General features: G+C 67.5%; 24 protein-coding genes. 16 read left to right on the top strand and 8 right to left on the bottom strand.

The genetic code is table 11. The features are described 5' to 3' along the window. Positions 1–12: 12 nt before the first annotated feature. Positions 13–189 (bottom strand): hypothetical protein, encoded by a 177-nt coding sequence (locus TBU01S_RS24435; RefSeq protein ID WP_217999557.1) that lies wholly within the window; start codon positions 187–189, stop codon positions 13–15. Positions 190–487: 298 nt separating this feature from the next. Here TBU01S_RS24435 and cobT point away from each other — a divergent pair, with 298 nt between their 5' ends. The 13 genes from cobT (at position 488) to TBU01S_RS25075 (ending at position 12,807) form a co-directional block, all read left to right on the top strand. Further along, positions 488–1,570: a nicotinate-nucleotide--dimethylbenzimidazole phosphoribosyltransferase gene (cobT, locus tag TBU01S_RS03385; RefSeq protein WP_068635234.1), complete on the top strand. Its 1,083-nt coding sequence runs from the start codon at positions 488–490 to the stop codon at positions 1,568–1,570. A 7-nt stretch (positions 1,571–1,577) separates the two neighbouring features. Continuing rightward, on the top strand, positions 1,578–2,387 hold the full coding sequence (locus tag TBU01S_RS03380) for an adenosylcobinamide-GDP ribazoletransferase (protein WP_068635233.1): 810 nt from the start codon (positions 1,578–1,580) through the stop codon (positions 2,385–2,387). A gap of 23 nt (positions 2,388–2,410) precedes the next feature. Beyond that, positions 2,411–2,962: an alpha-ribazole phosphatase family protein gene (gene cobC, locus TBU01S_RS03375; protein WP_068635232.1), complete on the top strand. Its 552-nt coding sequence runs from the start codon at positions 2,411–2,413 to the stop codon at positions 2,960–2,962. Between the two features lie 90 nt (positions 2,963–3,052). Continuing rightward, a complete protein-coding gene (rfaE1, locus tag TBU01S_RS03370; RefSeq protein WP_068635231.1) occupies positions 3,053–4,012 on the top strand; it encodes a D-glycero-beta-D-manno-heptose-7-phosphate kinase in 960 nt (319 codons plus the stop codon). A gap of 11 nt (positions 4,013–4,023) precedes the next feature. After that, on the top strand, positions 4,024–4,986 hold the full coding sequence (gene rfaD / locus TBU01S_RS03365) for an ADP-glyceromanno-heptose 6-epimerase (protein WP_068635230.1): 963 nt from the start codon (positions 4,024–4,026) through the stop codon (positions 4,984–4,986). Between the two features lie 16 nt (positions 4,987–5,002). Beyond that, positions 5,003–6,082 carry a lipopolysaccharide heptosyltransferase II gene (gene waaF / locus TBU01S_RS03360; RefSeq protein ID WP_068635229.1) on the top strand — a complete coding sequence of 360 codons (1,080 nt, stop codon included), beginning with the start codon at positions 5,003–5,005 and terminating at the stop codon, positions 6,080–6,082. Positions 6,083–6,089: 7 nt separating this feature from the next. Beyond that, positions 6,090–7,385 (top strand): lipopolysaccharide heptosyltransferase I, encoded by a 1,296-nt coding sequence (gene waaC, locus TBU01S_RS03355; protein WP_068635228.1) that lies wholly within the window; start codon positions 6,090–6,092, stop codon positions 7,383–7,385. Next, on the top strand, positions 7,385–8,521 hold the full coding sequence (locus TBU01S_RS03350; RefSeq protein ID WP_068635227.1) for a glycosyltransferase family 4 protein: 1,137 nt from the start codon (positions 7,385–7,387) through the stop codon (positions 8,519–8,521). Before waaC ends, TBU01S_RS03350 begins: the two co-directional genes overlap by 1 nt. Positions 8,522–8,600: 79 nt before the next feature. Continuing rightward, positions 8,601–9,425: a lipopolysaccharide core heptose(I) kinase RfaP gene (gene rfaP / locus TBU01S_RS03345; protein ID WP_217999553.1), complete on the top strand. Its 825-nt coding sequence runs from the start codon at positions 8,601–8,603 to the stop codon at positions 9,423–9,425. Next, complete coding sequence (locus TBU01S_RS03340) at positions 9,422–10,174, top strand: lipopolysaccharide kinase InaA family protein (protein ID WP_068635225.1); 753 nt, start codon at positions 9,422–9,424, stop codon at positions 10,172–10,174. The genes rfaP and TBU01S_RS03340 overlap by 4 nt, the downstream gene beginning before the upstream one ends. Continuing rightward, positions 10,171–11,616 (top strand): lipopolysaccharide kinase InaA family protein, encoded by a 1,446-nt coding sequence (locus TBU01S_RS03335; protein WP_068635224.1) that lies wholly within the window; start codon positions 10,171–10,173, stop codon positions 11,614–11,616. Before TBU01S_RS03340 ends, TBU01S_RS03335 begins: the two co-directional genes overlap by 4 nt. Positions 11,617–11,683: 67 nt before the next feature. Beyond that, positions 11,684–12,352 carry a lipopolysaccharide kinase InaA family protein gene (locus TBU01S_RS03330; RefSeq protein ID WP_068635223.1) on the top strand — a complete coding sequence of 223 codons (669 nt, stop codon included), beginning with the start codon at positions 11,684–11,686 and terminating at the stop codon, positions 12,350–12,352. A gap of 164 nt (positions 12,353–12,516) precedes the next feature. Beyond that, positions 12,517–12,807, top strand: a complete 291-nt coding sequence (locus TBU01S_RS25075; RefSeq protein ID WP_083953443.1) for a type II toxin-antitoxin system Phd/YefM family antitoxin — start codon at positions 12,517–12,519, stop codon at positions 12,805–12,807. 161 nt (positions 12,808–12,968) lie between these two features. Here TBU01S_RS25075 and msbA read toward each other — a convergent pair whose 3' ends face one another. The 6 genes from msbA to TBU01S_RS03300 all read right to left on the bottom strand — a co-directional run bounded on the left by msbA (position 12,969) and on the right by TBU01S_RS03300 (position 20,863). Further along, complete coding sequence (gene msbA / locus TBU01S_RS03325) at positions 12,969–14,756, bottom strand: lipid A export permease/ATP-binding protein MsbA (protein ID WP_068635222.1); 1,788 nt, start codon at positions 14,754–14,756, stop codon at positions 12,969–12,971. 80 nt (positions 14,757–14,836) lie between these two features. Further along, a complete protein-coding gene (locus TBU01S_RS03320) occupies positions 14,837–16,015 on the bottom strand; it encodes an O-antigen ligase family protein (protein WP_068635221.1) in 1,179 nt (392 codons plus the stop codon). Beyond that, positions 16,016–16,903: a DUF6625 family protein gene (locus tag TBU01S_RS03315; protein WP_068635220.1), complete on the bottom strand. Its 888-nt coding sequence runs from the start codon at positions 16,901–16,903 to the stop codon at positions 16,016–16,018. A 2-nt stretch (positions 16,904–16,905) separates the two neighbouring features. Continuing rightward, positions 16,906–18,012, bottom strand: coding sequence for a glycosyltransferase (locus TBU01S_RS03310; RefSeq protein WP_068635219.1), 1,107 nt, complete (start codon positions 18,010–18,012; stop codon positions 16,906–16,908). Between the two features lie 12 nt (positions 18,013–18,024). Further along, a complete protein-coding gene (locus TBU01S_RS03305; RefSeq protein WP_068635218.1) occupies positions 18,025–19,110 on the bottom strand; it encodes a glycosyltransferase in 1,086 nt (361 codons plus the stop codon). Position 19,111: 1 nt separating this feature from the next. After that, a complete protein-coding gene (locus tag TBU01S_RS03300; RefSeq protein WP_068635217.1) occupies positions 19,112–20,863 on the bottom strand; it encodes a carbamoyltransferase family protein in 1,752 nt (583 codons plus the stop codon). A 140-nt stretch (positions 20,864–21,003) separates the two neighbouring features. Between TBU01S_RS03300 and rfbA the strand changes: the two genes are divergently transcribed. Both rfbA and rfbC read left to right on the top strand, forming a co-directional pair. After that, positions 21,004–21,888, top strand: a complete 885-nt coding sequence (gene rfbA / locus TBU01S_RS03295; RefSeq protein WP_068635216.1) for a glucose-1-phosphate thymidylyltransferase RfbA — start codon at positions 21,004–21,006, stop codon at positions 21,886–21,888. After that, positions 21,885–22,430 (top strand): dTDP-4-dehydrorhamnose 3,5-epimerase, encoded by a 546-nt coding sequence (gene rfbC, locus TBU01S_RS03290; RefSeq protein WP_068635215.1) that lies wholly within the window; start codon positions 21,885–21,887, stop codon positions 22,428–22,430. The genes rfbA and rfbC overlap by 4 nt, the downstream gene beginning before the upstream one ends. Positions 22,431–22,538: 108 nt before the next feature. Here the strand turns inward: rfbC and TBU01S_RS03285 are convergent, their stop codons facing one another. Further along, positions 22,539–23,153, bottom strand: a complete 615-nt coding sequence (locus TBU01S_RS03285) for a hypothetical protein (RefSeq protein WP_174524497.1) — start codon at positions 23,151–23,153, stop codon at positions 22,539–22,541. Positions 23,154–23,425: 272 nt separating this feature from the next. On the opposite strand from TBU01S_RS03285, the gene TBU01S_RS03280 reads away from it, so the two are divergent. Next, positions 23,426–24,571 (top strand): ISAs1 family transposase, encoded by a 1,146-nt coding sequence (locus tag TBU01S_RS03280; RefSeq protein ID WP_083953442.1) that lies wholly within the window; start codon positions 23,426–23,428, stop codon positions 24,569–24,571. The last annotated feature ends 36 nt before the right edge of the window (positions 24,572–24,607 follow it).

The following is a 24,607-nucleotide window of genomic DNA, read 5'->3' as shown; positions in this document are numbered from 1 at the left end:
CGGCGCCTGCGCTCAGTCGGCCTCGATGCCAGCTTCGCTCAGCCTGCGGATGCGTTCCGCCGTCGGCGGATGGGTGGAGAGATAGCGCCACCAGTCCTCGCCATGGCAGTCGCCGTGCGCTTCATCGGCCTCCTGCCCACAGCCTGCGGCGTGGTTCTTGTCCAGCGGCGCCAGCTGGTCGGTGAACACACCATCGTGCCCGACGGCGGCGCCAGCGCGTTCGGCCCCAGGGTGTCGGCGGCGTCGCGGAACGCCGCCCGCAATGCACACGCTTCGAGTCACGATGCGCCAGGAACAGGCATCGCCGAAAAATCCGGATGCGATGATGCATCAATGACCAACAAATCGCATGAATACCGATTCAGAATCTCACCCTGCCACACCCGGGCAAGCCGGAGGTGCCGCAATTATCACGATCTGCTACCTTTCGCCTCGTACCTGCGCCCCGCCACTACCGCAACCGAACGACAGTACCCGCGAGTCCCTCATGCAGACCCACATCATTCCCCCGAACCAGGCACTCGCCGCCGCGCTGCAGCAGAAGATCGACCGCAAGACCAAGCCGCTCGGCGCGCTTGGCCGCCTGGAGGCACTCGCCCTTCAGATCGGCCTCGTCCAGCAGACGCTCGAACCCGAACTGCGCCAGCCCCAGATCGTCATCTTCGCCGGCGACCACGGCGCGGCGCGGGCGGGCGTGTCGGCCTATCCGCAGGACGTCACCTGGCAGATGGTCGAGAACTTCCTCGCCGGCGGCGCCGCGATCAACGTCTTCTGCCGGCAGATGGAGCTGGGCCTCAGCGTGGTCGACGCCGGCGTCAACCATGACTTCGGCAAGCGCGACGGCCTGATCGACGCAAAGATCGCGCCCGGCACGGCGAACTACCTCGAACAGCCTGCCATGACCGCCGAGCAGCGCGACGCCGCGCTGCAGCGCGGACGCGAGATCGCCCACGCGCTGGCGGACAACGGCTGCAACTGTGTCGGCTTCGGCGAAATGGGCATCGGCAACACCGCCGCCGCCTCATTGCTGACGACCTGCCTGATCGGCGCCGAACACGGCGCCGACCTCTACACAGTGACCGGCCCCGGCACCGGACTCGACGACACCGGCCTGGCGCACAAGCGCGAACTGCTGAAGCAGGCCCTGCGCCGCGGCGGCTGGCCGACCGAGCCGCTGCAGGCCTTGTCCGAATACGGTGGCTTCGAGATCGCGATGATGGCCGGCGCCATGCTCGGCGCAGCGGAACGACGCATGCTGATCGTCATCGACGGCTTCATCGTCACCTCGGCGCTGCTGGTCGCCCACGCCCTCAACCCGAACCTGCTGCCTTACTGCGTGTTCGCCCATCACTCGCTCGAACCCGGCCACCGCGTGCAGCTGTCCTTCCTGATGTCCCAGCCGCTGGTCGAACTCGATCTGCGCCTCGGTGAAGGCACCGGCGCAGCACTGGCCTGGCCGCTGCTGCAGGCGGCGGTGAACTTCCTCAACCACATGGCGAGCTTCGAATCGGCCGGCGTCGATTCCGCCGGCGGCGAGCACGCGGTGGATGAGCCGAGCGCGCTGCGCTGACGCGCCGATGCGCCACCAGGCGGAACTGTTCTTCACCGCGCTCGGTTTCTTCACCCGCCTGCCGGTACCCGCCTGGGTGCCCTGGTCGCCCGAGCGCCTGCGCCACGCGGTACGCTACCTGGCACTGGTAGGCTGGGTGGTGGGCCTGGCCGGCGCGGCGGGCTATCTGGCCCTGTCGTGGCTGCTGCCGCCGGCACTGGCCGTCGTGCTGTCGATGGCGCTCACGATCCGGCTCACCGGCGCGCTGCACGAGGACGGCTTCGCCGACGCCTGCGACGGCCTCGGCGGCGGCTGGGACAAGGCCCAGGCGCTGGCGATCATGAAGGACTCGCACATCGGCAGCTACGGCGCCATCGGCATCGTGCTGATGCTGCTGGCAAAGGCCGCGGCGCTGGTTGAACTGGCTGCAATCGGCAGCTTCGGCGCACAAGGCATGCCGGACGGCATCGTCGCCGCGCTGCTGGTCGCCCATCCGCTGTCGCGCCTGGCGGCAACCAGCCTGATCCAGCTGCTGCCCTATGCACGCGACGACGACAGCAGCAAGTCCCGGCCGCTGGCGCAGCGCCTGACGCCGGCCGGGCTCGCCATCGCCGGCCTCTGCGGCCTGCTGCCGCTGGCGCTGCTGACGCCGGCCGAAGCCGTGGCGGCTTTCACCGCCACGGCCCTCGTCACCGCCTGGTGCGCGCGCCTGTTCATGCGCCGGCTCGGCGGCCATACCGGCGACCTGCTCGGCGCCACCCAGCAACTGGCCGAACTCGCCTGCTACGCCGGCCTGCTGGCCGCGCCCCGGCTCGCCGCGCCGTTCGCCGCCGCATAGCAACCGACCCGGACTTTCCGACCATGGAACTCCACCTCATCCGCCATCCCCGCCCCGCCATCGAGCCGGGCACCTGCTACGGCCAGCTCGACGTCGGCATCGCCGAGTCCGCCGCCGAGGTCGCCGCGCGGCTTCGTCCGCTGCTGCCGGAGCGCTTCGAGCTGCATGCCAGCCCGCTCGCGCGCGCACGGATGCTCGCCGATGAACTCGGCGCCCCCAGGCTGGACGAGCGCCTGAAGGAAATCCACTTCGGCGAATGGGAAGGGCTCGCCTTCGGCGACATCGGCACCGCGATCGACGACTGGGCCGCCGACCCGCTGGGCTTTCGCGCCCCGGGCGGCGAATCGGCGCGCGAGATGACTGCGCGGGTGCTGCACTGGCTGGACGAACTGCAGGCTGCGGCGCCGGGCACGCCGGTGGTGGTGGTCGCCCACGGCGGCCCGCTGCGCGTGCTCGCCGGCCACCTGCTCGGCCTGCCGCCCGAGCGCTGGCTGGGGCTGGACTTCGGCTGCGGCCAGGCGACGCGGCTGGACGTGGAAAGCTGGGGCGTGGCGCTGCGCTGGTTCAACCGCTGAACCGCCGCCCCCCTCTCTCGGTCCCTTTTCCCAGCATGGTGCGGCTTCGTGGGATAATTCCGCCCCCGCATCCCTGCGCCCAGCCGAGCCATGACGATTTCCCTGCCCGAGTTTTCCCGCGGTCGCCTCGTGATCGTCGGCGACGTCATGCTCGACCGCTACTGGCACGGCTCGACCAACCGCATCTCGCCCGAGGCGCCGGTGCCGGTGGTCAAGGTCGAGGGCGACGAATACCGCGCAGGCGGCGCCGGCAACGTCGCGCTCAACGCCGCCGTACTGGGCACCCGGACCGAACTGGTGGCGCTGGTCGGGCGCGACGAGGCGGCGCAGCGCCTGCGCGAAAAGCTCGAAGCCGGCCAGGTCGCCTGCCGCCTGCTCGAAGCGCCGCAGCACCCGACGATCACCAAGCTGCGCATCATCAGCCGCCACCAGCAGTTGATCCGGCTCGACTTCGAGGACAGCTTCGCGGTGCTGGAATCGGCCGGCATCGAACAGGCTTTCGAAACCGCGCTGCCCGGCGCCGGCGCGGTGGTGCTGTCGGACTACGGCAAGGGCACGCTGGCCCAGGTCGGCAGCCTGATCCGGGTCGCACGCGAACGAGGCGTGCCGGTGGTGGTCGACCCCAAGGGCACGGATTTCGGCCGCTACTGCGGCGCCACCGTGATCACGCCCAACATGAGCGAGTTCGAAGCGGTGGTGGGCCATTGCGCCGACGACGCCACGCTGCGCGAACGCGGCGAGGCTCTGCGCGCGGCGCTCGACCTCGACGCGGTGCTGATCACCCGCTCCGAGCGCGGCATGACGCTGCTGCAGGCCGGCCAGGCGCCACTCGACCTGCCGACCCGCGCGCGCGACGTGTTCGACGTCACCGGCGCCGGCGACACCGTGGTCGCGGTGCTGGGCGCCGGCCTGGCCTGCGGCCTGGCGCTGGCCGAGGCGACCGCGGTGGCCAACGTCGCCGCCGGCATCGTCGTCGGCAAGCTCGGCACCGCCACCGTCAGCCCCGAAGAACTCGCCGCCGCGCTGCGCGGCAACGGCACACCAGACTGAAGGAAACCAGCATGATCATCGTCACCGGCGGCGCCGGCTTCATCGGCAGCAACATCGTTCATGGCCTCAACGCCCGAGGTATCCGCGACATCCTGGTGGTCGACGACCTCACCGACGGGCGCAAATGCCTCAACCTGTCGGACGCAGACATCCTCGACTACATGGACAAGGACGACTTCCTCGCCCGCATCCAGGCCGGCGAGGGCTTCGGCCCCGTCGAGGCGGTGTTCCACGAAGGCGCCTGCTCGTCCACCACCGAGTGGGACGGCCGCTTCGTCATGAAGGTGAACTACGAATACACCAAGGCCGTGCTGGCCTGGTGCGTGGCCGGCAAGGTGCCGCTGATCTACGCCTCGTCGGCCTCGGTGTACGGCATGGGGCCGGTGTTCCGCGAAGCGCGCGAGTTCGAGCAGCCGCTCAACATGTACGCCTATTCCAAGTTCCAGTTCGACTGCCACCTGCGTACGAAACTGGCCGGCATCGGCAGCCAGGTCGTCGGCCTGCGCTACTTCAACGTCTACGGCCCGCGCGAACAGCACAAGGGCAACATGGCCAGCGTCGCCTTCCATTTCCACAAGCAGCTCGCGGAATCGGGCCGCGTGCGCCTGTTCGAAGGCAGCGACGGCTACGGCCCCGGCGAGCAGCGGCGCGACTTCATCCATGTGGACGACATCGTCGCGGTCAACCTGTGGCTGCTCGACAACCCGCAGGTGTCGGGCATCTTCAACCTCGGCACCGGTCGCGCGCAGAGCTTCAACGACGTCGCCCACGCCGCCACCCGCTGGCACCGCGCGCAGGGGCACGCAGGCGGCGGCATCGACTACATCGCCTTCCCCGAGCACCTGAAGGGCCGCTACCAGAGCTTCACCGAAGCCGACATGGGCGCGCTGCGCGCCGCCGGCTACGACCGCCCCTTCATGGACGTCGAGACAGGCGTGCCGGCCTACCTCGACTGGCTGGCCGCGCGCGCCTGAGCGGACCGCCGCAGGCATGACGTCCGCCTCCTCCCCCGCGCGCAAGGTCCTCGTCGTCGGCCCCTCGTGGGTCGGCGACATGGTGATGGCGCAGAGCCTGTTCAAGGCGCTCAAGCTGCGCGGCGCCTGCGACATCGACGTGCTCGCGCCGGGCTGGTCGCTGCCCATCCTCGAACGCATGCCCGAAGTGCGGCGCGGCGTGGTGATGCCGCTCGGCCACGGTGAATTCGGCCTCGGCAAGCGCCGCGCGCTGGGCAAGTCGCTGGCCGGCGAAGGCTACGACCAGGCGATCGTGCTGCCGGGTTCGCTGAAATCGGCCTTCGTGCCCTTCTTCGCCGGCATTCCGCAGCGCACCGGCTTCCGCGGCGAGATGCGCTACGGCCTGCTCAACGACCTGCGCCCGCTCGACAAGACCGCGCTGCCGATGACGGTGCAGCGTTTCACTGCCCTCGCCGCTCCGGCCGGCATGCCGCTGCCCGAACCTTTTCCAATGCCAGGGTTGGTCGCCCAGGCGGACAACCAGCCCCGCCTGCGCGAGAAGCACGGACTGCCCGCCGAAGTCCCGGCCGTCGCCTTCATGCCCGGCGCCGAATACGGCCCGGCCAAGCAGTGGCCGATCCCGCACTTCGCCGCATTGGCGCGTAGCCTGGCCGAACAGGGCTTCCAGGTCTGGGTGCTCGGCTCGAACAAGGACCGCGAAGCCGGCGAGGCCATCGCCGCCGGCAACCCGGCGGTGCATAACCTGGCCGGTCTCACCGCGCTCGGCGATGCGGTCGACCTGCTGGCGATGAGCGCCGCCGCCGTCACCAACGACTCCGGCCTGATGCACGTCGCCGCGGCGCTGGACGTGCCGCTGGTGGCGATCTACGGCTCGTCCAGCCCGGAACACACGCCGCCGCTGTCGCAGCGCGTCTCCATCCAGACCCTGCGGCTGGACTGTTCGCCCTGTTTCAAGCGCGTCTGCCCGCTGGGCCACACCCGCTGCCTGACCGACATCGCGCCGGAGCGTGTATTGGCTGCGCTGGGCGAGCTCGGCCTGCCCTGTACGGCCGCCGGCGGGACCGCACAGGCCATCCCGCTGGTTCGCGGAGCCTGACGCAGCGATGCGGGTTCTGATCGTCAAGACCTCCTCGCTCGGCGACGTCATCCACACCTTGCCCGCGCTGACCGACGCCGCCCACGCCATCCCTGGCATCCGCTTCGACTGGGTGGTCGAAGAAGCCTTCGCCGAGATCCCGCGCTGGCACCCGGCGGTCGACCGGGTGATTCCGGTCGCGGTGCGGCGCTGGCGCAAGCACCCCTTGCAAGCGTGGCGCAGCGGCGAATGGCAGGCCTTCCGCGCAACGGTCGGCCTGCACCGCTACGACGCCGTGATCGACGCCCAGGGCCTGTTCAAGAGCGCCTGGCTCGCCCGCCATGCCCACGGCCCGCTGCACGGGCTGGACAAACGCTCGGCACGCGAGCCGCTGGCGAGCCTGTTCTACCGCCACCGCCATACCGTGCCCTGGGGCCGGCACGCGGTGCTGCGGGTGCGCGAACTGTTCGCGCAGGCGCTGGGCTACACCCTGCCGGCCGATGCCGCGGCCAGCCTCGGCGACCAGGCACCCACGCACGATCCCTACGGCCTCGACCGCAGCCGCGTGCTGGCAGGCGCCGGCCAGACGGACAGCGACGGCGGCACGCCTTACGTCGTCTTCCTGCACGGCACGACCTGGGACACCAAGCACTGGCCGGAAGCCTACTGGCGCCAACTGGCCGAGCGCGCCTGCGCTGCCGGCTGGCGGGTACGCCTGCCCTGGGGCAATGCCGCCGAGCACGAGCGGGCCGAACGCATCGCCGCCAACCTGCCGGGCGTACAGGTGCTGCCCCGCCTGCCGCTTGCAGGTATCGCCGCCGAAATCGCCGGTGCCCGTGCCTGCGTCGCGGTCGACACCGGCCTGGGCCACCTCGCCGCCGCGCTGGCGGTGCCGACGGTGTCGCTGTACGGCCCGACCAATCCCGGCTTCACCGGCGCCTGGGGTTTCGGCCAGCGCCACCTGGCGGCGGACTTCCCCTGCGCGCCCTGCTTGAAGAAGCAGTGCACTTACGTGCCGACGGCGGAAGACAAGAAAAAAGCCCCTGCGCCCCTCAGCCGGGCGCCCCTCTCCCCCTGCGGGAGAGGGGCGGGGAGGAGCAACGACGGCAGTGCCACCACACGGGCCCCCTCGCCCCAGCCCTCTCCCGCGAGGGGAGAGGGAGACCGGCAAGAGCACCCGGCCGAGGCGGCCAGCTCGAACGGCTTCCCCTATTGCTTCACCCGTTTGCCGCCCGACGATGTCTGGCAGGAGCTCGCCGTACTGCTCGACCGGCCGGACGCCGCCGCAACCGAAGCGCCCGCCATCTCCACCGAGGCCCGCTGATGCAGCTCGCCTTCTGCCTGTACAAGTTCTTCCCCTTCGGCGGCATGCAGCGCGACTTCCTGCGCATCGCCCAGGCCTGCCAGGCGCGCGGCCACGCGATCCGGGTGTATGTGCTGGCATGGCAGGGCGAGGTGCCGGCCGGTTTCGAGGTCGTGCATGTGCCGGTGCGTGCGCTGTCCAACCACCGCCGCTACCGCAAATACACCGACTGGGTGCAGGCCGACCTCGCCCGCCGGCCGGCGGACCGGGTGGTGGGCTTCAACAAGATGCCGGGGCTGGACGTGTATTACGCCGCCGATCCCTGCTTCGAGGACAAGGCCCGGACCCTGCGCAACCCGCTGTACCGGCTCGGCAGCCGCTACCGCCACTTCGCCGCCTGGGAGCGCGCGGTGTTCGGACCGGACAGCCGCACCGAGATCCTGATGATCTCCAGCGTGCAGCAGCCGCTGTTCGTCAGGCACTACGGCACGCCGGCCAGCCGCTTCCACCTGCTGCCGCCGGGCATCGCCGCCGACCGCCGCGCACCGCCGAACGCGGCAGCGATCCGGGCGGAATTCCGCAACGAGTTCAAGCTGGGCGATGAAGACCTGCTGCTGGTCCAGATCGGCTCCGGCTTCAAGACCAAGGGCGTGGACCGCAGCCTGAAGGCACTGGCCGCGCTGCCGGACGCGCTCAGGCGCCGCACCCGGCTGATGGTGATCGGCCAGGACGATCCCAAACCCTTCAAGCTGCAGGCCGCCACCCTCGGCCTCGGCGAGCGCGTCGACTTCCTGAAGGGCCGCAGCGACGTGCCGCGCTTCCTGCTCGGCGCCGAGCTGCTGATCCACCCGGCCTACAACGAGAACACCGGCACCGTGCTGCTGGAAGCGATCGTCGCCGGGCTGCCGGTGCTGGCGAGCGCGGTGTGCGGCTACGCCCACTACATCGAGGATGCCGACGCCGGCCGCGTCGTGCCCGAGCCCTTCGCGCAGGCACAGCTCGACCGCATGCTGGCGGAGATGCTGACCGACGACGGCGCACGCCGGCGCTGGCAGGCCAATGGCCTCGCCTTCGCCGGGCATGCCGATCTCTACAGCCTGCCCGAGCGCGCCGCCGACGTGATCCTGGGCCTGCCGGCGACAGGAGGGAGCGCATGAGCGCCGTCGCCCGGTCGCCCGAAGGCGGCGCTCTCCTCCCATGGGGAGGTGGTCGCACCAGCGACCGGAGGGTAGTCCAGTGAGCACGCTGTACCTCGACGAACCTTTCCGCAGCCTGTGGCAGGGCCGCGATGCCTTCGAAGCGGTCGAGGCCCTGCAGGGCGAAGTCTTCCGCGAACTCGAAGGCCGCCGCACGCTGCGCACCGAAGTGGCGGGCCAGGCTTTTTTCGTCAAGATCCACCGCGGCATCGGCTGGGGCGAGATCTTCAAGAACCTGCTGTCGCTACGCCTGCCGGTGCTCGGCGCACGCAACGAGTGGGAAGCCATCGCCCGGCTGGAGCAGGTCGGCGTCGCCACGATGCGCGCCGTGGCCTACGGCGAGCGCGGCGCCAACCCGGCGCGCCGGCACTCCTTCATCGTCACCGAAGCGCTCGCGCCGACGATCAGCCTGGAAGACTGGTGCCGCGACTGGCCCGCGCAAGCGCCGCCGCCCGCGCTCAAGCGCGCGCTGATCGCCCGCGTCGCCGACATGGCACGGCGCATGCACGAAGGCGGCATGAACCACCGCGACTTCTACCTCTGCCACTTCCTGCTGCACACCGAGCCGCCGCCCACGCCGGACGCGCTGCGGCTGTCGCTGATCGACCTGCACCGCAGCCAGGTGCGCAGCGCCACGCCGCGGCGCTGGCGCGACAAGGATCTGGCCGGGCTGTATTTCTCGGCACTGAACATCGGCCTGAGCCGGCGCGACCTGCTGCGCTTCCTGCGTGGCTATTTTCCGCGTCCGCTGCGTGACACCCTGCGCGAAGAAGCCGCGCTGCTGCGCAAGCTGGCGCAGCGGGCGGAGAAGCTGCAGGCGCGCTACCTGCGCAAATACGCGCCGCCGCAGGACAGGCAGCCATGACGCAGCACTGGCGCCTCTGCCCCGGCTACGACACGCCCGCGCTGCGCGAGGCCTTCGGCTCGCTGGACGCCGTGTTCGCGCTCGAAGGCGAACGGATCACCGGCGATCCGCTCAGCGAAGTCCTGCGCGTCACCGTCGACGGCACACGCTACTACGTCAAGCGCTATCACCGCGCGGCCAAGAACCCGCTGCGCAGCTGGGTCGGCCGGCCGCGCATCCAGGCCGAATGGGAAAACCTGCTGACCTTCCAGGCCTGGGGCATCCGCACTGCGGACATCGCCGGCTACGGGCTCGAGCGCCGCGCCGGCACCTTCTTCCGCGGCGCCCTGATCACCAAGGAAATACCCGGCAGCATCGATCTCGCCCAACTGGCCAACGCACGCGATCCACGGCTGCACGATCGAAACTGGCTGATGCCGGTGATCCGGCAAGTCGCTGCGGCCACGCGCACGATGCACGAGCATCGTTTCGCCCACAACGACCTCAAGTGGCGCAACCTGCTGGTGGATGACGGCACGCCGCCGCTGGTGTATCTGATCGACTGCCCGGCCGGCGGAAGCTGGAGCGGCGCAATGCTGCGCCGGCGCGTGATGAAGGATCTGGCCTGCCTCGACAAGGTGGCGCACCACGTCCTGTCGCGCACCTGGCGCCTGCGCTTCTTCCTCGCCTACCGCGGCCGGGACCGGCTGACCGCCGACGACAAACCGCTGCTGCGGCAGGTGCTGGCCTATTTCGAGGGGCGCGAATGACGACGCCGGCCGCGCAGACCGCGGCCTCGCTGCGTGCCGCCGGACGCGCGCCGGCGCAGCCCTTCGCGGTCGCGCTCGGCGACGGCCGCGAACTCGTCGTGCATCGCATCCTGCGCCTCCTGCCCGGCAAGCGCATCGTCGGCGAAGCCGAGCTGGCCGACAGCCGCGTGCTGGCGAAACTCTTCATCGCCCCCGGCAGCGCGCGACACTGGCAGCGCGAGCGCGAAGGCATCGCGGCGCTGGCCGCCGCCGGCATTCCGACGCCTGCGCTGCTTCATGCGGGCGAACTCGCGGAGGGCGGCCATGCATTGCTGACGGATTTCCTCACCGACGCGGTGAGCTTGGCCGAACGCTGGCAGGCCGTCGCTCGGCTGCCGGCCGGCCACTCCGACGCGCTCGCGGTGCTGGCGCCCGCCTTCGCCATGCTCGGCCGCCTGCATATGAACGGACTGGTGCAGGACGATCTTCACCTGGGCAATTTTCTCGTCAGCGGCAGCAGGCTGATGGTCATCGACGGCGACGCGGTGCGGGCACTCACCCCCGGGCAGCCGCTGCAAGCCGATGCGGCCAGCGCCAACTTCGCCATCCTGGCGGCACAGCTGCCGGCCGGCTGGGACGAACACCTCGCCCCGCTCATCGACGCCTGGCGCCAGGGCGGCGAAGGCCTGCCCGCGCTCGATCCGGCTGCGCTGCGCGCGCCCATCGCCCACACCCGCGATGCGCGGCTCAAGGACTTCCTCGCCAAGACACGCCGCGACTGCACGCTGTTCAAGGCGGAAAAGACTTTCGAGCGGCTGACGATCGCGGTGCGTGCCGAAGCGGAGGCACTCGCCGAAATCCTGGCCGCCCCGGACGCCGCCATCGCCCGCGGCAGCCTGCTGAAGGACGGCGGCACCTGCACGGTGGCGAAGCTGGAGCATGCCGACCGGCCGCTGGTGATCAAGCGCTACAACCTCAAGAACGCCCGCCATGCGCTGTCGCGCGCCTGGCGGCCGAGCCGGGCCGCGCATTCGTGGGTGGAAGGCCACCGGCTCGCCTTCCTCGGCATCGCCACGCCGGCGCCGCTGGCGATCATCGAGGAACGCGCCGGGCCACTGCGCCGCCGGGCCTGGATCATCAACGCCTGGTGCCCCGGGCAGGACCTGGCCACCCACCTCGCTCCTTACATCGACAGCGGCCCGCCACCTGCGGAAGCCGAGGCCCTGCACACGCTGTTCGCCACCCTGCACCGCGAACGCATCTCGCACGGCGACATGAAAGCCACCAACCTGCTGTGGCACGACGGCCAGATCGTGCTGATCGACCTCGACGCCATGCAGCAGCACCGCAGCGCAGCCTCCCACGCCCGCGCCTGGCGCCGCGACCGCGCCCGCCTGCTGCGCAACTGGCCGGCGGACAGCGCGCTGTGGCGCTGGCTCGACGCCAATCTGCCGCCGGCCTGAACCCCCCGAAAATGCCGCTTCGCCGGCATGGCGGTTAAGATGCGCCTGTAACATTCTGATAACAGACATGTCCGACAGCGCGATCGACTATCCCACCCTGCGCGGCGACGCCGAAATCATCGAGGCCGACGGCCACGGCGAGAAGGTGTTGCGGCTTGCCGACGGCAGCTATCTCAAGGTCTTCCGCCGCAAGCGGCTGCTATCGTCCGCCGCGTGGTACCCCTATGCCCGCCGCTTCGCCGACAACGCCGAAGCCCTTGCCCGGCTGGGTATTCCCTGTCCACACGTGATCCGCGTCCACCGCTTCCCGATCATCCGCCGCGACGTCGTCCATTACCGCCCGCTACCCGGCCTCACGCTGCGCCAGATCATCCAGGGCGCGCAACCGGAGATCGACACGCGCGCGCTGCTCGGCCAGCTCGGCCGCTTCGTCGCGACATTGCACGACGCCGGCGTGTTCTTCCGCTCGATCCACCTCGGCAACATCGTCCTCGGCGACGACGGCCGGCTCGGCCTGATCGACATCGCCGACATGCAGGCCCGCCGCCGCCCGCTGCCGCGCTTCAAGCGCAAGCGCAATTTCGCCCACCTGCTGCGCTACCGCGAAGATCGCGCCTGGCTGATGGCCGACGGCGGCCAGGCCTTCGCCGAAGGCTACGCCGCGCAGGCCGGCAAGGGCTATGCAGTGGGGGATCTGCAGGCCTGGCTGAACGCCACGGCGGGGGCTGGGCGCTGAGCACCGGCATGCAAGGCGGAGAAGCCGTATGGCAAACGGCTCAATGCCCTGTGCTGTCGTCGCACGGCTCGTCCCACAGAATCGTTTCATGGTCCTGGCCGCCACAGAAGACGACACGGTGACGGCATATTAGACTGCCTGACGGTCCATCTCTGGAGCAAAAAATGCAGATTTCAGTAACGGAAGCCAAGGCTCAATTGACCGAGCTGGTCAGGCGTGCCGAGGCCGGGGATGAGGTGATCCTGACTCGCTACGGCCATGCTGCCGTTCGCTTGATACCGGTCAAAGCGGTGCCTGACAGGAAATCCCGCGGGGACTTGCTCCGCGCAGTTCGAGCATCGGCAGCGAAAAAGGCACTCAGTGGGCCTTCGGCAGCTCGCAGCGGCGCGCCGCATCGCCCAGGCTTATGCTCGATGGGGCAAGGGCGCCCACCCGGCAGCCCTGAATTTCGGTGACTGCTTCTCGTACGAAGTGGCAAAGGAACACGGATGCCGTTTGCTGTTCGTGAGCGACGATTTCTCTCGCACTGACATAGAAAGCGCAATTCAATCAACAAATCCTGATTGACTGCATCGGCGAGAACTGGTCGATCAGGATCGGCAAGAGACGAAGCTGCTCACTCCACATCCTTGAACTGATGCGCATGCAGGCCGGCGTAATGCCCGCCGGCGGCGAGCAGTTCGGCATGGGTGCCGCGCTCGACGATGCGGCCGTGGTCCATCACCAGGATCAGATCGGCCTTCTCGATCGTCGACAGCCGGTGGGCGATCACCAGCGTGGTGCGGCCGGAGGTGGCGCGGTCGAGCGCCGCCTGGATGTGGCGCTCGGACTCGGTATCGAGCGCGGAAGTGGCTTCGTCCAGGATCAGGATCGGCGCGTTCTTCAGCAGCGCGCGCGCGATCGCCAGGCGCTGGCGCTGGCCGCCGGACAGGGTCACGCCGTTTTCGCCGATCTCGGTATCGAGGCCTTGCGGCAGGCGGTCGATGAACTCCCTGGCGTAGGCCGCCTCGGCCGCGGCTTCGATGGCTTCGCGCGGCGCGCCGGCGAGGTCGCCATAGGCGATGTTGTTGGCCACGCTGTCGTTGAACAGCGTCACCTGCTGGGTGACCAGAGCGATGTGGCGGCGCAGGTTGCGCAGGCGGTAGTCGCGTGAATCGACGCCGTCGATCAGGATCTGCCCTTCGCTGTAGTCGTAGAAGCGCGGAATCAGGTTGGCGAGCGTGGATTTGCCGCTGCCCGAACGGCCGACCAGCGCCACCATCCGGCCCGGCGGGATGTCGACATCGATGTCCTGCAGCACCGGCTGCTCCGCGCCGGGATAGCGGAAGTTCAGCCCCCTGATCTCGATATGCCCCTCTAGGCGCTCGCGTTCGACGGTGCCGGTATCCACTTCGGGCGCTTCGTCGAGCTGCTCGAAGATGCTTTCGGCGCCGGCCACGCCGCGCTGGATCGTGGAGCTGACTTCGGACAACTGGCGGATCGGCTTGGGCAGCAGGCCGGCGGCGGTGATGTAGGCGACCAGGTCGCCCGCGGTGGCATCGCCCCGCAGCAACAGCACCAGGAACAGCACCACCGCCATCGCGCCATAGGTGACGACCTGCAGGCTGGGCGTGAACACGGCGCTGGTCTTGACCATGCGCAACTGCTTGCTGGTGTTGTCGACGCTGGCGCGGACGAAGCGCTCGGACTCGTAAGGCTCGCCGCCGAAGCTGCGCACCACCCGATAGCCCTGGATGCTCTCCGACACCACGTGGGTCAGATCGCCCATCGCCGCCTGAATGCGCTTGGCCTGCTTGCGGAACTTGCGGCTGGCACGGCTGACCAGGAAGCCGATCAGCGGCAGCACCGCGACCATGACGAAGGTCAGCTTCCAGTTCATCCACAGCAGGTAGCCGAACAGGAAGATCACCGTGAGGCCTTCGCGGAACACGACCTTGATCGCATCGGTCGCCGCGCCGGTGACCATCGTCACGTTGAAGGTGATGCGCGAGATCAGGTGGCCGGAGTTGTTCTGATCGAAATAGCGGTTCGGCAGGTTCAACAGGCTGTCGAACAGCCTGACCCGCAGGTCGTGCACCAGGCCGAGGGAAACCCTTGCGAGGAAGTAGTTGCCCAGAAACGACCCCACGCCCTGCCACAACGCGATCAGCACGATCATCAGCGGCACGGCCTTCATCAGCGACACGCCGTCGAGCACGTCCCAGCCCACGTCGAGCGCAGCCGCCGGGTCGTTGAGGCCATCGACGAAATACTTCATCACCGATGCCAGCATCGGCTGGGACGAGGCGAAGATGATGAAGCCGAGGATGCTGACGGCGAACGTGCCGACGTAGGGCCGGACGTAGGCCAGCAGGCGAAGGTAGATGCGGAGACTGGACGTGGCCCGCTCGGCGGAAGCAGTCATGAAAGCCCGACTCGAAAAAACGTCGCGGGATGGTAACACGCAGCCCGGAACGGCAATTCGGGCGGCTTCATCACGAAAACTCAGCGCCCTGCCGCCGCTGACGAGGGGACTGATGCAGCCGCGCGGCCTCCGCCCGGAAGGACGAGCCACAACGCGACCAGCAGCCAGCTCAGCATCCATGCCGGACGCGGCGAGTCGAGCAGCGAAGCGCCGTCGAACATCAGCACGAAAGTGGCATAGCCCCACATTGCCAGCAGGCAACCACCCAGGATGGAGAAGCGCGCACGCCAGGCATCGAAGCCCACCCACCCCCATACGATCGACCACAGCAGCAAGCCGGGCAAACCCAGCTCGATCGCAACATGGGTGAACAGATTGTGGCTATGCTGGAACGCCAGGCCCAATTCAGGCACCTGAATCCGGTAATCCGCCCCGATGCCCAGCCCCAGCACGGGATTCTCGCGGATCATCGCCAATGCCGCCTCCGCGATTTCGGGCCGGTAAGAGGTGCCGCGCTCCATCACCAACGGTTCGAACAGTATCAGGCCGAACACCGTGCAACCCAGCAGCGCCACGCTGAACCGCCAGCTTCCGCGGCCGGGGCAGCAGAGCGGAATCGACACGGCGGTAGCGACGAAAGCCAGCCAGACGCCCCGGCTCTGCGTCAGCGCCATATAGACCACCAGCAGCAGAACGCCCGCCACCGCCGCCATCCGCCATCCGCCCCGCTCGTGCGGCAGACACAGCAGCCAGAGCGCGGCCACGCCCATCACATAGCCACCGAGAATCGGGTTCTGGAGATGGCCGATGCCTTCCAGCCTCGCCGGCCACGGCTGGCCGGATACGCCGTAGAAAACGACGATCGAGGCCAGTGCGGCCAGCGCCAGCCCCAGGCCGCTCGTCCGCAGCACCCTGGCGAGTCTTTCCGGCTCCGCCCCGGCGACGAGGACGAAGCTGCCAAGGAAGAGAACGACATACAGCACCCGCTTGGCCTCGCGCCCCAGATCGTCGGCCGTACTCCATGACAAGCTGAACAAGGCCCAGACCAGCAGTCCGGCAAGCGCGACCAGCCCGCTCCCACGGCGCTGCCACAGTGCCTGCCATTGCGCGCGCGCCGGCCAGGCGCACAAGGCGACCGGCAGCCACAGCAAGGCGACCAGGCCTTGCTGATAGATCCTGCTTCCAGGCGCCCAGGCCATGCCGAGCAGGAACCAGTACACACCGGCCAGCAGCCAGCGGTCGTAAAATCCGCCGCGCATTCAGCCCTGCTCCGGCTGCGGAGGATGGAAACCACGGGCGCTGATGCTCCAGCACGCGCGCGCCGCCAGATCGGGCGGTCCGACGCGCTGCTCGGGTGCCATCCCGGCCCAGGGCTGTCCCTTCCAGACCAGGAAGTGGAGATAGGGAAAATCCCGCTCGCCATCGCGGTCGCTCCGCAGCCGGCCCTCGCGCCATACCCATTGCTTCGGGAAATCGAAGCTGCCGTCGGTCCAGGGGATGCGCGCATAGGGCGTGCTGAAAGCCTCGACGAACTCGCAGCGGCCGAGTGTCGGACTCAAGGCGCGGCGCAAGCGCCGCAGCAGTTCCGGCCAGTTCTTGTTCTTGACGAACAGCTTGCTGAAGGCCTTTTCGTCGAAGGCGCGATGCTCGGGGTCGGCCAGCGCCGTCCGCCACCCTGGTACTTTCATGAAAGCCTCGCGCATCCGCCGGTCATTGCGCAGCAGACACAGGTGCCCCGAAACCCGGGTGAAGTGAGTCGAAAGCAGATCGTGGCGCGACAGGCGCTCCGCGGTGAAATAGCGGCGCAGATCGCCATACACCAGATCGAGATCGCCGAAGGCCCAGAAATCGTAGCCTTCCAGGCTATCGGCATGGATGAAGCCCAGCGCGGGCTTCAGGTCGCACAGCTTGTACGGACTGGACGGCGCGAAATCGATGCCCAGTCTCGCCGAAACCAGCGCGCAATATTCGTCATAGCCCGACGCCCGGATCTCGACATTGGGCGGGCAGTCCGGCGGCACGCCGCAATCGGTGAAGAAGAGCCAATCCACCGTAGGGTTGTATCGGCAGCTCTGGAAGAAGAACGGCATCCAGAAGGGCCATTTGCCGAAATACGGAATGAGAAAGCGAATCCGCGGCTGTTCCATGCTCACTGCACGCTCCTGCCGGCCAGCGCCAGATACTCGCCAGCGACCTGCTTCGGCGCCATGCGCGCCAGCACGCCATCCTTGACCAGCACACGCGGTTCGCGCAAAAACCACTCCATTTTTTCCGCCAGCGCCTCGACGAAGGCTTCCCGGCCATCCGAAAGCGGCACGATGGCATCGGCCTCGAAAAACTCCCGAGCCGCGGGAAAGCCCGCCATCAGGCACGGAAGATCCAGCGCCGACGCTTCGAGAACGACGTAAGGCATGGCTTCGCTTTTCGATGGCAGCGCCAGCAGGCGCGCGCCCAGCATGTAGGGATAAGGATTGCCCTGATAGCCGGCAAAAACGACCCTGTCCTCGACCCCGAGCGCGGAAGCCAGCTCGCCCAGCGCCGCACGAGCCTTACCGTCGCCGACATAAACCAGCTTGAGCCGGGGGTTCGATTCCAGGCGGACAAACGCCTCGAGCAATTCCAGCACGCCCTTGTCCTCATGCAGCCGGCCGACGAAGACGATGTAGTCGAAATCGAATCCGGGCTCGAATTCGGTAGCGCGCGCCCGCAGCGCGGCAAGATCCAGCGGATTGCCGATGACGCGCTCGACGCTCAGCCCCTGGCGTCTTACCGCATCGGCCGAAAACTCGCTCACCGCCACCAGCCGGGAACAATAATGGCGCCCATCGAGCATTCCGATCTGCTTTTCCCGCCCCGTCAGCACCTGATGAACGACGGCAACGACGTCGCCGCCGCGGAAATTGACCGGGGTGTAAGAGGTGAAGTCCTTGATCACGCACACCTCGCTGCTTTTCCAGCCGAGCGATTGCAGGACCGAGTCGACCCGCCTGCCGTATTCGGCATCTTCCGCAGTACGGAAGAAACTGGGAAAAAGCCGATGGACGAAGAGCAGGCGCAGGCAACGCAACAACCAGTGCCTGCGCGCCCGCCCAGTGTGGAAAACGCGCCCGCCGCCCGGAGAAACCTTCGATTTTTCGCCGACCACGACATGCACGACATCCGCGGCCGACGCCCTCATGGCTTCGTGCAGCGCCAGCAGCCAAGTTGTCGAGCCGGACAGTTCCAGCGTCCCGGACAGGAGCACGATCTTCTTCATCGCCCTCTGCCTTCAGCCGAGCCAAGCCCGTATCTGCGGCAGCCCGAGGAAGCGTTCGCGTCCGCAGCGATCGGTGAAACGCTCGGGCACCGGGACGGCGGCATGCGCCTGCTCCGCGCACAATGCCTCCGCCAGCGCCGCCGCGTCGCCCAGCGCAAACGTCCGCCCAACTGCTTCGACCACCTCCCGTCCGCCACCGCAATCCGAACAGATCACTGGTACCCCGGCCGCCATCGCCTCCAGCAGCACCATGCCGAAAGGCTCGTGATCCGAAGTCAGCGCGAACACGTCGAAAGCCTTGAAGTAGCGCCGGCCCTGGGCCACCTGGCCGAGAAAGCGCACCTGCCCGGCAACCCCCAGCTCATCGGCCAGCTTGCGCAACGAAGCCTCCAGACGGCCGCTGCCCATGATCGCCAGCAGCCCGCCCGCCGGCAGCCGCGGCAGGGCCTCGGCGAAGCCGCGGATCAACGTGGCCTGATCCTTGTCCGGGTGCAGGCGGCCGACGTTGCCCACCACCCAGGCATCCTGCGGCAAGCCCAGCGCCTCGCGGGCCGTCTCGCGCGACACCTGTTCGGCCTGCACGGCTTCGACGTCGACCCGGTTGTGCAAGGTCTGGATGCGTTCGGGATCCCAGGCCGGCAGGTAGCCGCGCATCTCGTCACGCACCGCATCGGACACGCCCAGCAACAGCAGGCGCGACTGGAAACGGCTGACGAACCAGCGCCGCATGGCGCGCTCGAAGACACCGAAAGCGTGGAGCACGCCGACCACCGGCAAGCGGGTCGCCAGCAGGGCGATGTAGATCGGCTTGAAGCGGTGGGCGATGCACAGGCGAAAATCCCGCCCGGCGACGATCTGCCGCAAGCGACGCATGGCGCCGAGCTTGAGGCCGCGCACCTCGCGGCTGTCATGGCCGAGGAAGATCACCTCGTCCGAGGCCGAACCGCGCTCGGCCTCCGCATCCGGCTCGCCCGTCAGGTAGACGGTACACACCTTGTACGGCGTGCCCTCGAACAATGCCGCGTACTGGCGCGCGACGTCGAGGAACGGGCCGTCATAGCCATGACAGAACTGCAGCACCCACGGCTGGCTGCTCATGTCAGGCAGCACCTTCCTTCACCACCAGCACATCCTCCATGATCAGATACTGCAGATCCGAACCGAAGAACATGTTCAAGGCATCCGTCGGCGAGCAGATCATCGGCTCGCCGCGGCGGTTGAGCGAGGTGTTCAGCACCACGCCGTTGCCGGTGAGCTTTTCCAGTTCTTTCATCAGGTCGTAGTAGCGCGGGTTGAACTCGCGCTTCAACACCTGGGCACGTGCGGTACCGTCTTCATGCACCACTTCCGGCACGCGCGTCTTCCACTCCTCGGCCACCTCGAAGGTGAAGGTCATGAAAGGCGCGGGGTGATCCGTCTGCAGCATCTGCGGGCCGACGGTGTCGAGCATGCTGGGGCAGAAGGGGCGCCAGCGTTCGCGGAACTTGATCTGCTCGTTGATGCGGTCGGCCACGCCGGCCGCGCTCGGGCAGCCGAGGATGGAACGCCCCCCCAGCGCGCGCGGGCCGAACTCCATGCGGCCCTGGAACCAGGCCACCGGGTTGCCGTCGGCCAGGATCCGGGCAATGCGCTGCGGCACCGCGGTGTCGCCGTCCGCGATCAGCTCCCAGCGCGGCTGGGACGGATGCCTGGCGCAGGCGGCGATGACTTCTTCGTTGGTATAGCGCGGGCCGAGATAGACGTGATCCATCTTCTCGACCGGCACGCCGCGTTTCACCGACACGTACGACGCCGCGCCCACGGCGGTGCCGGAGTCGCCCGAAGCTGGCTGGACGAAGAGTTCCTTCACTTCGGGACGGGCGATGATCTTCTGGTTGAGCTTGACGTTGAGCGCGCCGCCGCCGGCGAAGGCCAGCCGGCCCGTCTCGCGCAGGATGCCGCCCAGGTAATGGTCCATCATCTGCAGCGCGAGATCCTCGAACAGCTTCTGCATGCTCGCCGCGTAATGGATGTAGGGGTCGTCGGCGATGTCGCCGTGGCGCATCGGGCCGAGCCACTGGATCAGCTTGGGCGAGAAGTAGTAGCCCTTGCCCTGCTCCTTGTAGCGGCGGAAGCCGATCACGTTGGCGTAGTCGGTGTCGATGACCAGTTCGCCGTTCTCGAACCTGGCCAGGCGCGAGAAATCGTACTTGCTCGCGTCGCCATAGGGCGCCATGCCCATCACCTTGTACTCGCCGTCGAGCATCTCGAAGCCAAGGTATTCGGTGATCGCGCCGTACAGGCCGCCGAGCGAGTCGGGATCGTAGAACTCCTTGATCTTGTGGATGCGGCCGTTCTCGCCATAGCCGAAGAAGGTGGTCGCGTACTCGCCCTTGCCGTCGATGCCCATGATCGCGGTCTTCTCGGTAAAACCCGAGCAGTGATAGGCGCTGGAGGCATGCGCGAGGTGGTGCTCGACCGGCTCGATCTTCACCTTCTTCAGGTCGAAGCCGAGCTGCTGCAGGCACCACTGGATGCGCTTCTTGTAACGGCGGAAACGACGGTTGCCGGCCAGGATCGCATCCAGCCCGCGATCCGGCGCGTACCAATAGCGCCTGGCGTAGTGCCAGCGCGCCTTGCCGAACAGGCTGACCGGCGCGAACGGAATCGCCACCACGTCCACATCGGCCGGCTCGATGCCGGCGAAGTCCAGGCAGAACTTCGCCGATTCGTAGGGCATGCGGTTCTTGGCGTGCTTGTCGCGGACGAAGCGTTCTTCTTCCGCCGCCGCGACGAGCTTGCCGTCAACGTAGAGCGCGGCGGACGGGTCGTGGGTGAGGGCACCGGAAAGGCCGAGGATGGTGAGCGCCAAGGTAGTCGTCCCTGCGTGAAGAAGGTGGCCGCCGGACACGGCAGGCCCGAAAGGGTGGATTATAGCGTGGCACAGCTTGCCGCCATCGACGGTGGTAGCCGACAATGAACGGCAGGCCTACAAACTGCGAAAGAACCAAAATGAAAGGCATCATTCTCGCTGGCGGCTCCGGCACCCGGCTGTACCCGATCACCCGCGGCGTTTCCAAGCAGTTGCTGCCGATCTACGACAAGCCGATGATCTACTACCCGCTGTCAGTCCTGATGCTGGCAGGGATTCGTGACGTCCTGGTCATTTCCACGCCGAACGATCTACCAGGCTTCCAGCGCCTGCTCGGCAACGGCGACGGCTTCGGCATCCGCCTCAGCTACGCCGAACAGCCCAGCCCGGACGGCCTTGCCCAGGCGTTTCTCATCGGTGCAGAACACATCGGCCAAGACAACGTCTGCCTGGTCCTCGGCGACAACATCTTCTACGGCCAGTCGTTCAGTGCGCAACTGCGCACGGCAGCGGGGCGGAGCAAGGGCGCCACCATCTTTGGCTATCACGTCTCCGATCCGGAACGCTTCGGCGTGGTCGAATTCGATACGCAGGGCAAAGCCGTTTCGATCGAGGAAAAACCCGTACAACCGAAATCCAGCCATGCCGTCACCGGATTGTATTTCTATGACAACGACGTCATCGACATCGCCCGCTCAGTGCGCCCTTCTGCGCGCGGCGAGCTGGAAATCACCGACGTCAATAACGCCTACCTGCGGCGCGGCGACCTTCACGTCGAACTGCTCGGGCGCGGCTTCGCCTGGCTCGACACCGGCACCCACGACTCGCTGATGGACGCCGCTGCCTTCGTCCAGACCATCGAGAAGCGCCAGGGCATGAAAATCGCCTGCCTGGAAGAAATCGCCTTCCGCAACGGCTGGCTCGGCATCGACGACGTCCTTGCCGAAGCCCGGAAACTGGAAAAGACCGGCTACGGGCAGTACCTCGCCCAAGTCGTCCGCGAAGTGCAGCGAGGCCGCCCATGAACGTCATCCGCACTGCCATCCCGGACGTGTTCATCCTCGAACCCAGGGTGTTCGGCGACAGCCGCGGCTTCTTCATGGAAAGCTGGAACCAGCGCGCTTTCGATGAAGCCGTCGGCCGCCGCGTCGCCTTCGTGCAGGACAACCACAGCCGCAGCCGCAAGGGCGTACTGCGCGGCCTGCACTATCAGCTCGAGCACCCCCAAGGCAAACTGGTGCGCGTCACCCAGGGCAAGGTATTCGACGTTGCGGTGGACATGCGCAGCAACTCGCCCACTTTCGGCCAGCATGTCGCCACCCTGCTCGACGGCGACTCGCACCGCCAGTTCTGGATTCCCGAAGGCTTCGCCCACGGCTTCCTCGTGCTCAGCGAATCCGCCGACTTCCTCTACAAGACCACCGACTACTACCACCCAGCGTCGGAATGCAGCCTGCTGTGGAACGACCCGGCGCTGGTCATCGCCTGGCCACTGACGGGCGGTCAGCCGGAACTATCGGCGAAGGATGCGGCGGGTGTGCCGCTGGCAGTGGCACCTGCATTCTAAAACTCGAACCGCACCGGCCGTCACCTCATCTGGCCTCGGAAGCAAAAAGGAGATGCAGCGGGGCCTCGACGGACTCATACAATTTAGCGTTCAACCTAAAAACTTCAGTTACCCCACGCCACCGGCATGACAGGTCAGCAAACGGAGTGCTTGGGGCGGTCCGTTGGCTGCGAGGGTGCGCTTGAGGTGCTCGCAGCAACGTATCCAGACCGATCCAGAGCCCAACTGCTCCGCAGTCTCTCTGAACCAACCCTGAAGCTGGCTGGATACGCGCATGAGCACCTCTCGGGCCTTGTCGAAATAGGCATGTTGGCCGGTGAGCGTGATCGTGGTCTGACCCGCATGGGAAGTCGCCCGCCCGACCGCGGACATCAACCACGGCCGGCTCGTGATGGCTTCCAGTCTCGCTTCAGGGTTGGCTAGGCGCACGAACAGGCTCCACCAGTTGTAGATCAGCGCCACGGCGCGAGCCGACAGCTGGCAGCGATGCAGATCGTGCGTGGTGAAACCGCCCCAGCCCCCCGCGTCCGCCCGGTCGCGGTAGAGCTGGCCGAGCGAGAGGACTTCATGCGCCAGGTTGGTGACCAGCACGGCATACTCGTAGCCGGTGATGCGCTTGCCGTCCTTGCGGTTGGCCTCGATGAAGCCCAGCAACTGCTGCCCGCCATCCTCCTCCTGGATGACGAGCAGCTCGCCCTGCAAAGGGCGACGCAGTACGACCACGCGGCGCGTGCCTTCCCAGCCGCTGAGTGCAAGCCGACTGTCGATCCCTTCCCAGCCCTGGCCCGCATCACACCAGCCCGAGCCTCGGAACAGACGCTCGATGTGGCGTTTGACGTTCTTCGACAGACGCAGCTTGAACAGGTACAGGCAGGGCTGCCGCAGCTACCCGCTTGTCGTTGACCACTCCAGAATGATGTTCACGATCAAGCACTTGCAACACCCCCGTTCACAAGCCCTTGTTTTGTGTAGCTTCCTGTCTTTTTGGGCGACCGATGGACATAGGGAAGCTGGCCGACATGGTGGAGGTTTTCGAGGGGCTCGAGGACTGGCGCAACGCGCAACAGACACGGCACAGGTTGAGCGAACTGCTCACCGTGGCCGTGTGTGCGATGCTCAGCGGTGCGGACGACTTCGAGGAGATCTCGCAGTGGGGGCGCGCCAAGCTGCCGTGGCTGCGGGGTTTCCTGCGGCTGGACTACGGCGTGGCCTCGCCCGACACCTTCGAGCGGGTGCTCGCGCTGCTCGATCCGAAACAGTTCGAACAGGCGTTTCGCACCTGGGTCGGCGGCCTCATCCCGGCGCTGGCCAAGGACCAGGTGATTGCCATCGATGGCAAGGCGAGCCGGCGCACCACGAGCAAGGCGGCCGCTGCGCCGCTGCATATGGTCAGCGCGTTTGCGGCCAACGTGGGCGTGGTGCTGGGCCAGACGGCGACAGCGGAGAAGTCCAACGAGATCACAGCGATTCCCGAACTGCTCAAGGTGCTCGACATCGAGGGCTGCATCGTCACCATCGACGCGATGGGCACGCAGACCAAGATCGCGCGCACCATCCGCGAACGAGGTGCGCACTACGTGCTGTGTGTGAAAGACAACCACCGCAACCTGCACGATTCGATCATCTTCGCCAACCTCGACCCACGCGGCCCGCTGACGCCGACTTCGACCCACGAGAGCACGAGCACCGGGCACGGCAGGATCGAAGTGCGTCGCTGCCGCGTCTACGATGCCGTCGATCGGCTTCACAATGGCGCCGCCTGGAAGGACATAGCCAGCTTCGCCGTGATCGAACGCATCCGAACGGTGGGCGATCGCACCAGCACCGAGCGCGTGTGCTACATCAGCAGCCTGCCCGCCGACGCCGAGCGGATCGCGCAGGCAGTCAGAACTCACTGGGAGGTCGAGAATCGTCTGCACTGGTGTCTCGATGTTCAGTTCGGTGATGACTACGCCCGCGCCCGCTCCGGCCACGTCGCCCACAACCTCGCGCTGGTCCGCCACATGGCCCTCAACCTCATCCGGCTCGATACCTCGATCAAGACCAGCATCAAGACCAAGCGACTGCTGGCCGCGACATCCGACGAGTTTCGCGCGGCATTGCTGGGCTTCGAAGCACCTGACGAGGATGACGAAAAATGATGAATGCGTAGCCACGGGATCCCCGAGAATACAGGA

Source organism: Thauera butanivorans NBRC 103042, assembly GCF_001591165.1.
Lineage (GTDB): Bacteria > Pseudomonadota > Gammaproteobacteria > Burkholderiales > Rhodocyclaceae > Thauera > Thauera butanivorans.
The sequence above is the reverse complement of the archived record's forward strand: the minus strand, read 5'-3'. Positions and strand labels throughout refer to the sequence as shown.

Coding starts and splice junctions, on each gene's coding strand:
- cobT (WP_068635234.1), top strand. CDS start 488: ATGCAGACCCACATCATTCCCCCGAACCAGGCACTCGCCGCCGCGCTG.
- TBU01S_RS03380 (WP_068635233.1), top strand. CDS start 1,578: ATGCGCCACCAGGCGGAACTGTTCTTCACCGCGCTCGGTTTCTTCACC.
- cobC (WP_068635232.1), top strand. CDS start 2,411: ATGGAACTCCACCTCATCCGCCATCCCCGCCCCGCCATCGAGCCGGGC.
- rfaE1 (WP_068635231.1), top strand. CDS start 3,053: ATGACGATTTCCCTGCCCGAGTTTTCCCGCGGTCGCCTCGTGATCGTC.
- rfaD (WP_068635230.1), top strand. CDS start 4,024: ATGATCATCGTCACCGGCGGCGCCGGCTTCATCGGCAGCAACATCGTT.
- waaF (WP_068635229.1), top strand. CDS start 5,003: ATGACGTCCGCCTCCTCCCCCGCGCGCAAGGTCCTCGTCGTCGGCCCC.
- waaC (WP_068635228.1), top strand. CDS start 6,090: ATGCGGGTTCTGATCGTCAAGACCTCCTCGCTCGGCGACGTCATCCAC.
- TBU01S_RS03350 (WP_068635227.1), top strand. CDS start 7,385: ATGCAGCTCGCCTTCTGCCTGTACAAGTTCTTCCCCTTCGGCGGCATG.
- TBU01S_RS03340 (WP_068635225.1), top strand. CDS start 9,422: ATGACGCAGCACTGGCGCCTCTGCCCCGGCTACGACACGCCCGCGCTG.
- TBU01S_RS03335 (WP_068635224.1), top strand. CDS start 10,171: ATGACGACGCCGGCCGCGCAGACCGCGGCCTCGCTGCGTGCCGCCGGA.
- TBU01S_RS03330 (WP_068635223.1), top strand. CDS start 11,684: ATGTCCGACAGCGCGATCGACTATCCCACCCTGCGCGGCGACGCCGAA.
- TBU01S_RS25075 (WP_083953443.1), top strand. CDS start 12,517: ATGCAGATTTCAGTAACGGAAGCCAAGGCTCAATTGACCGAGCTGGTC.
- msbA (WP_068635222.1), bottom strand. CDS start 14,756: ATGACTGCTTCCGCCGAGCGGGCCACGTCCAGTCTCCGCATCTACCTT.
- TBU01S_RS03320 (WP_068635221.1), bottom strand. CDS start 16,015: ATGCGCGGCGGATTTTACGACCGCTGGCTGCTGGCCGGTGTGTACTGG.
- TBU01S_RS03315 (WP_068635220.1), bottom strand. CDS start 16,903: ATGGAACAGCCGCGGATTCGCTTTCTCATTCCGTATTTCGGCAAATGG.
- TBU01S_RS03310 (WP_068635219.1), bottom strand. CDS start 18,012: ATGAAGAAGATCGTGCTCCTGTCCGGGACGCTGGAACTGTCCGGCTCG.
- TBU01S_RS03305 (WP_068635218.1), bottom strand. CDS start 19,110: ATGAGCAGCCAGCCGTGGGTGCTGCAGTTCTGTCATGGCTATGACGGC.
- rfbA (WP_068635216.1), top strand. CDS start 21,004: ATGAAAGGCATCATTCTCGCTGGCGGCTCCGGCACCCGGCTGTACCCG.
- rfbC (WP_068635215.1), top strand. CDS start 21,885: ATGAACGTCATCCGCACTGCCATCCCGGACGTGTTCATCCTCGAACCC.
- TBU01S_RS03280 (WP_083953442.1), top strand. CDS start 23,426: ATGGACATAGGGAAGCTGGCCGACATGGTGGAGGTTTTCGAGGGGCTC.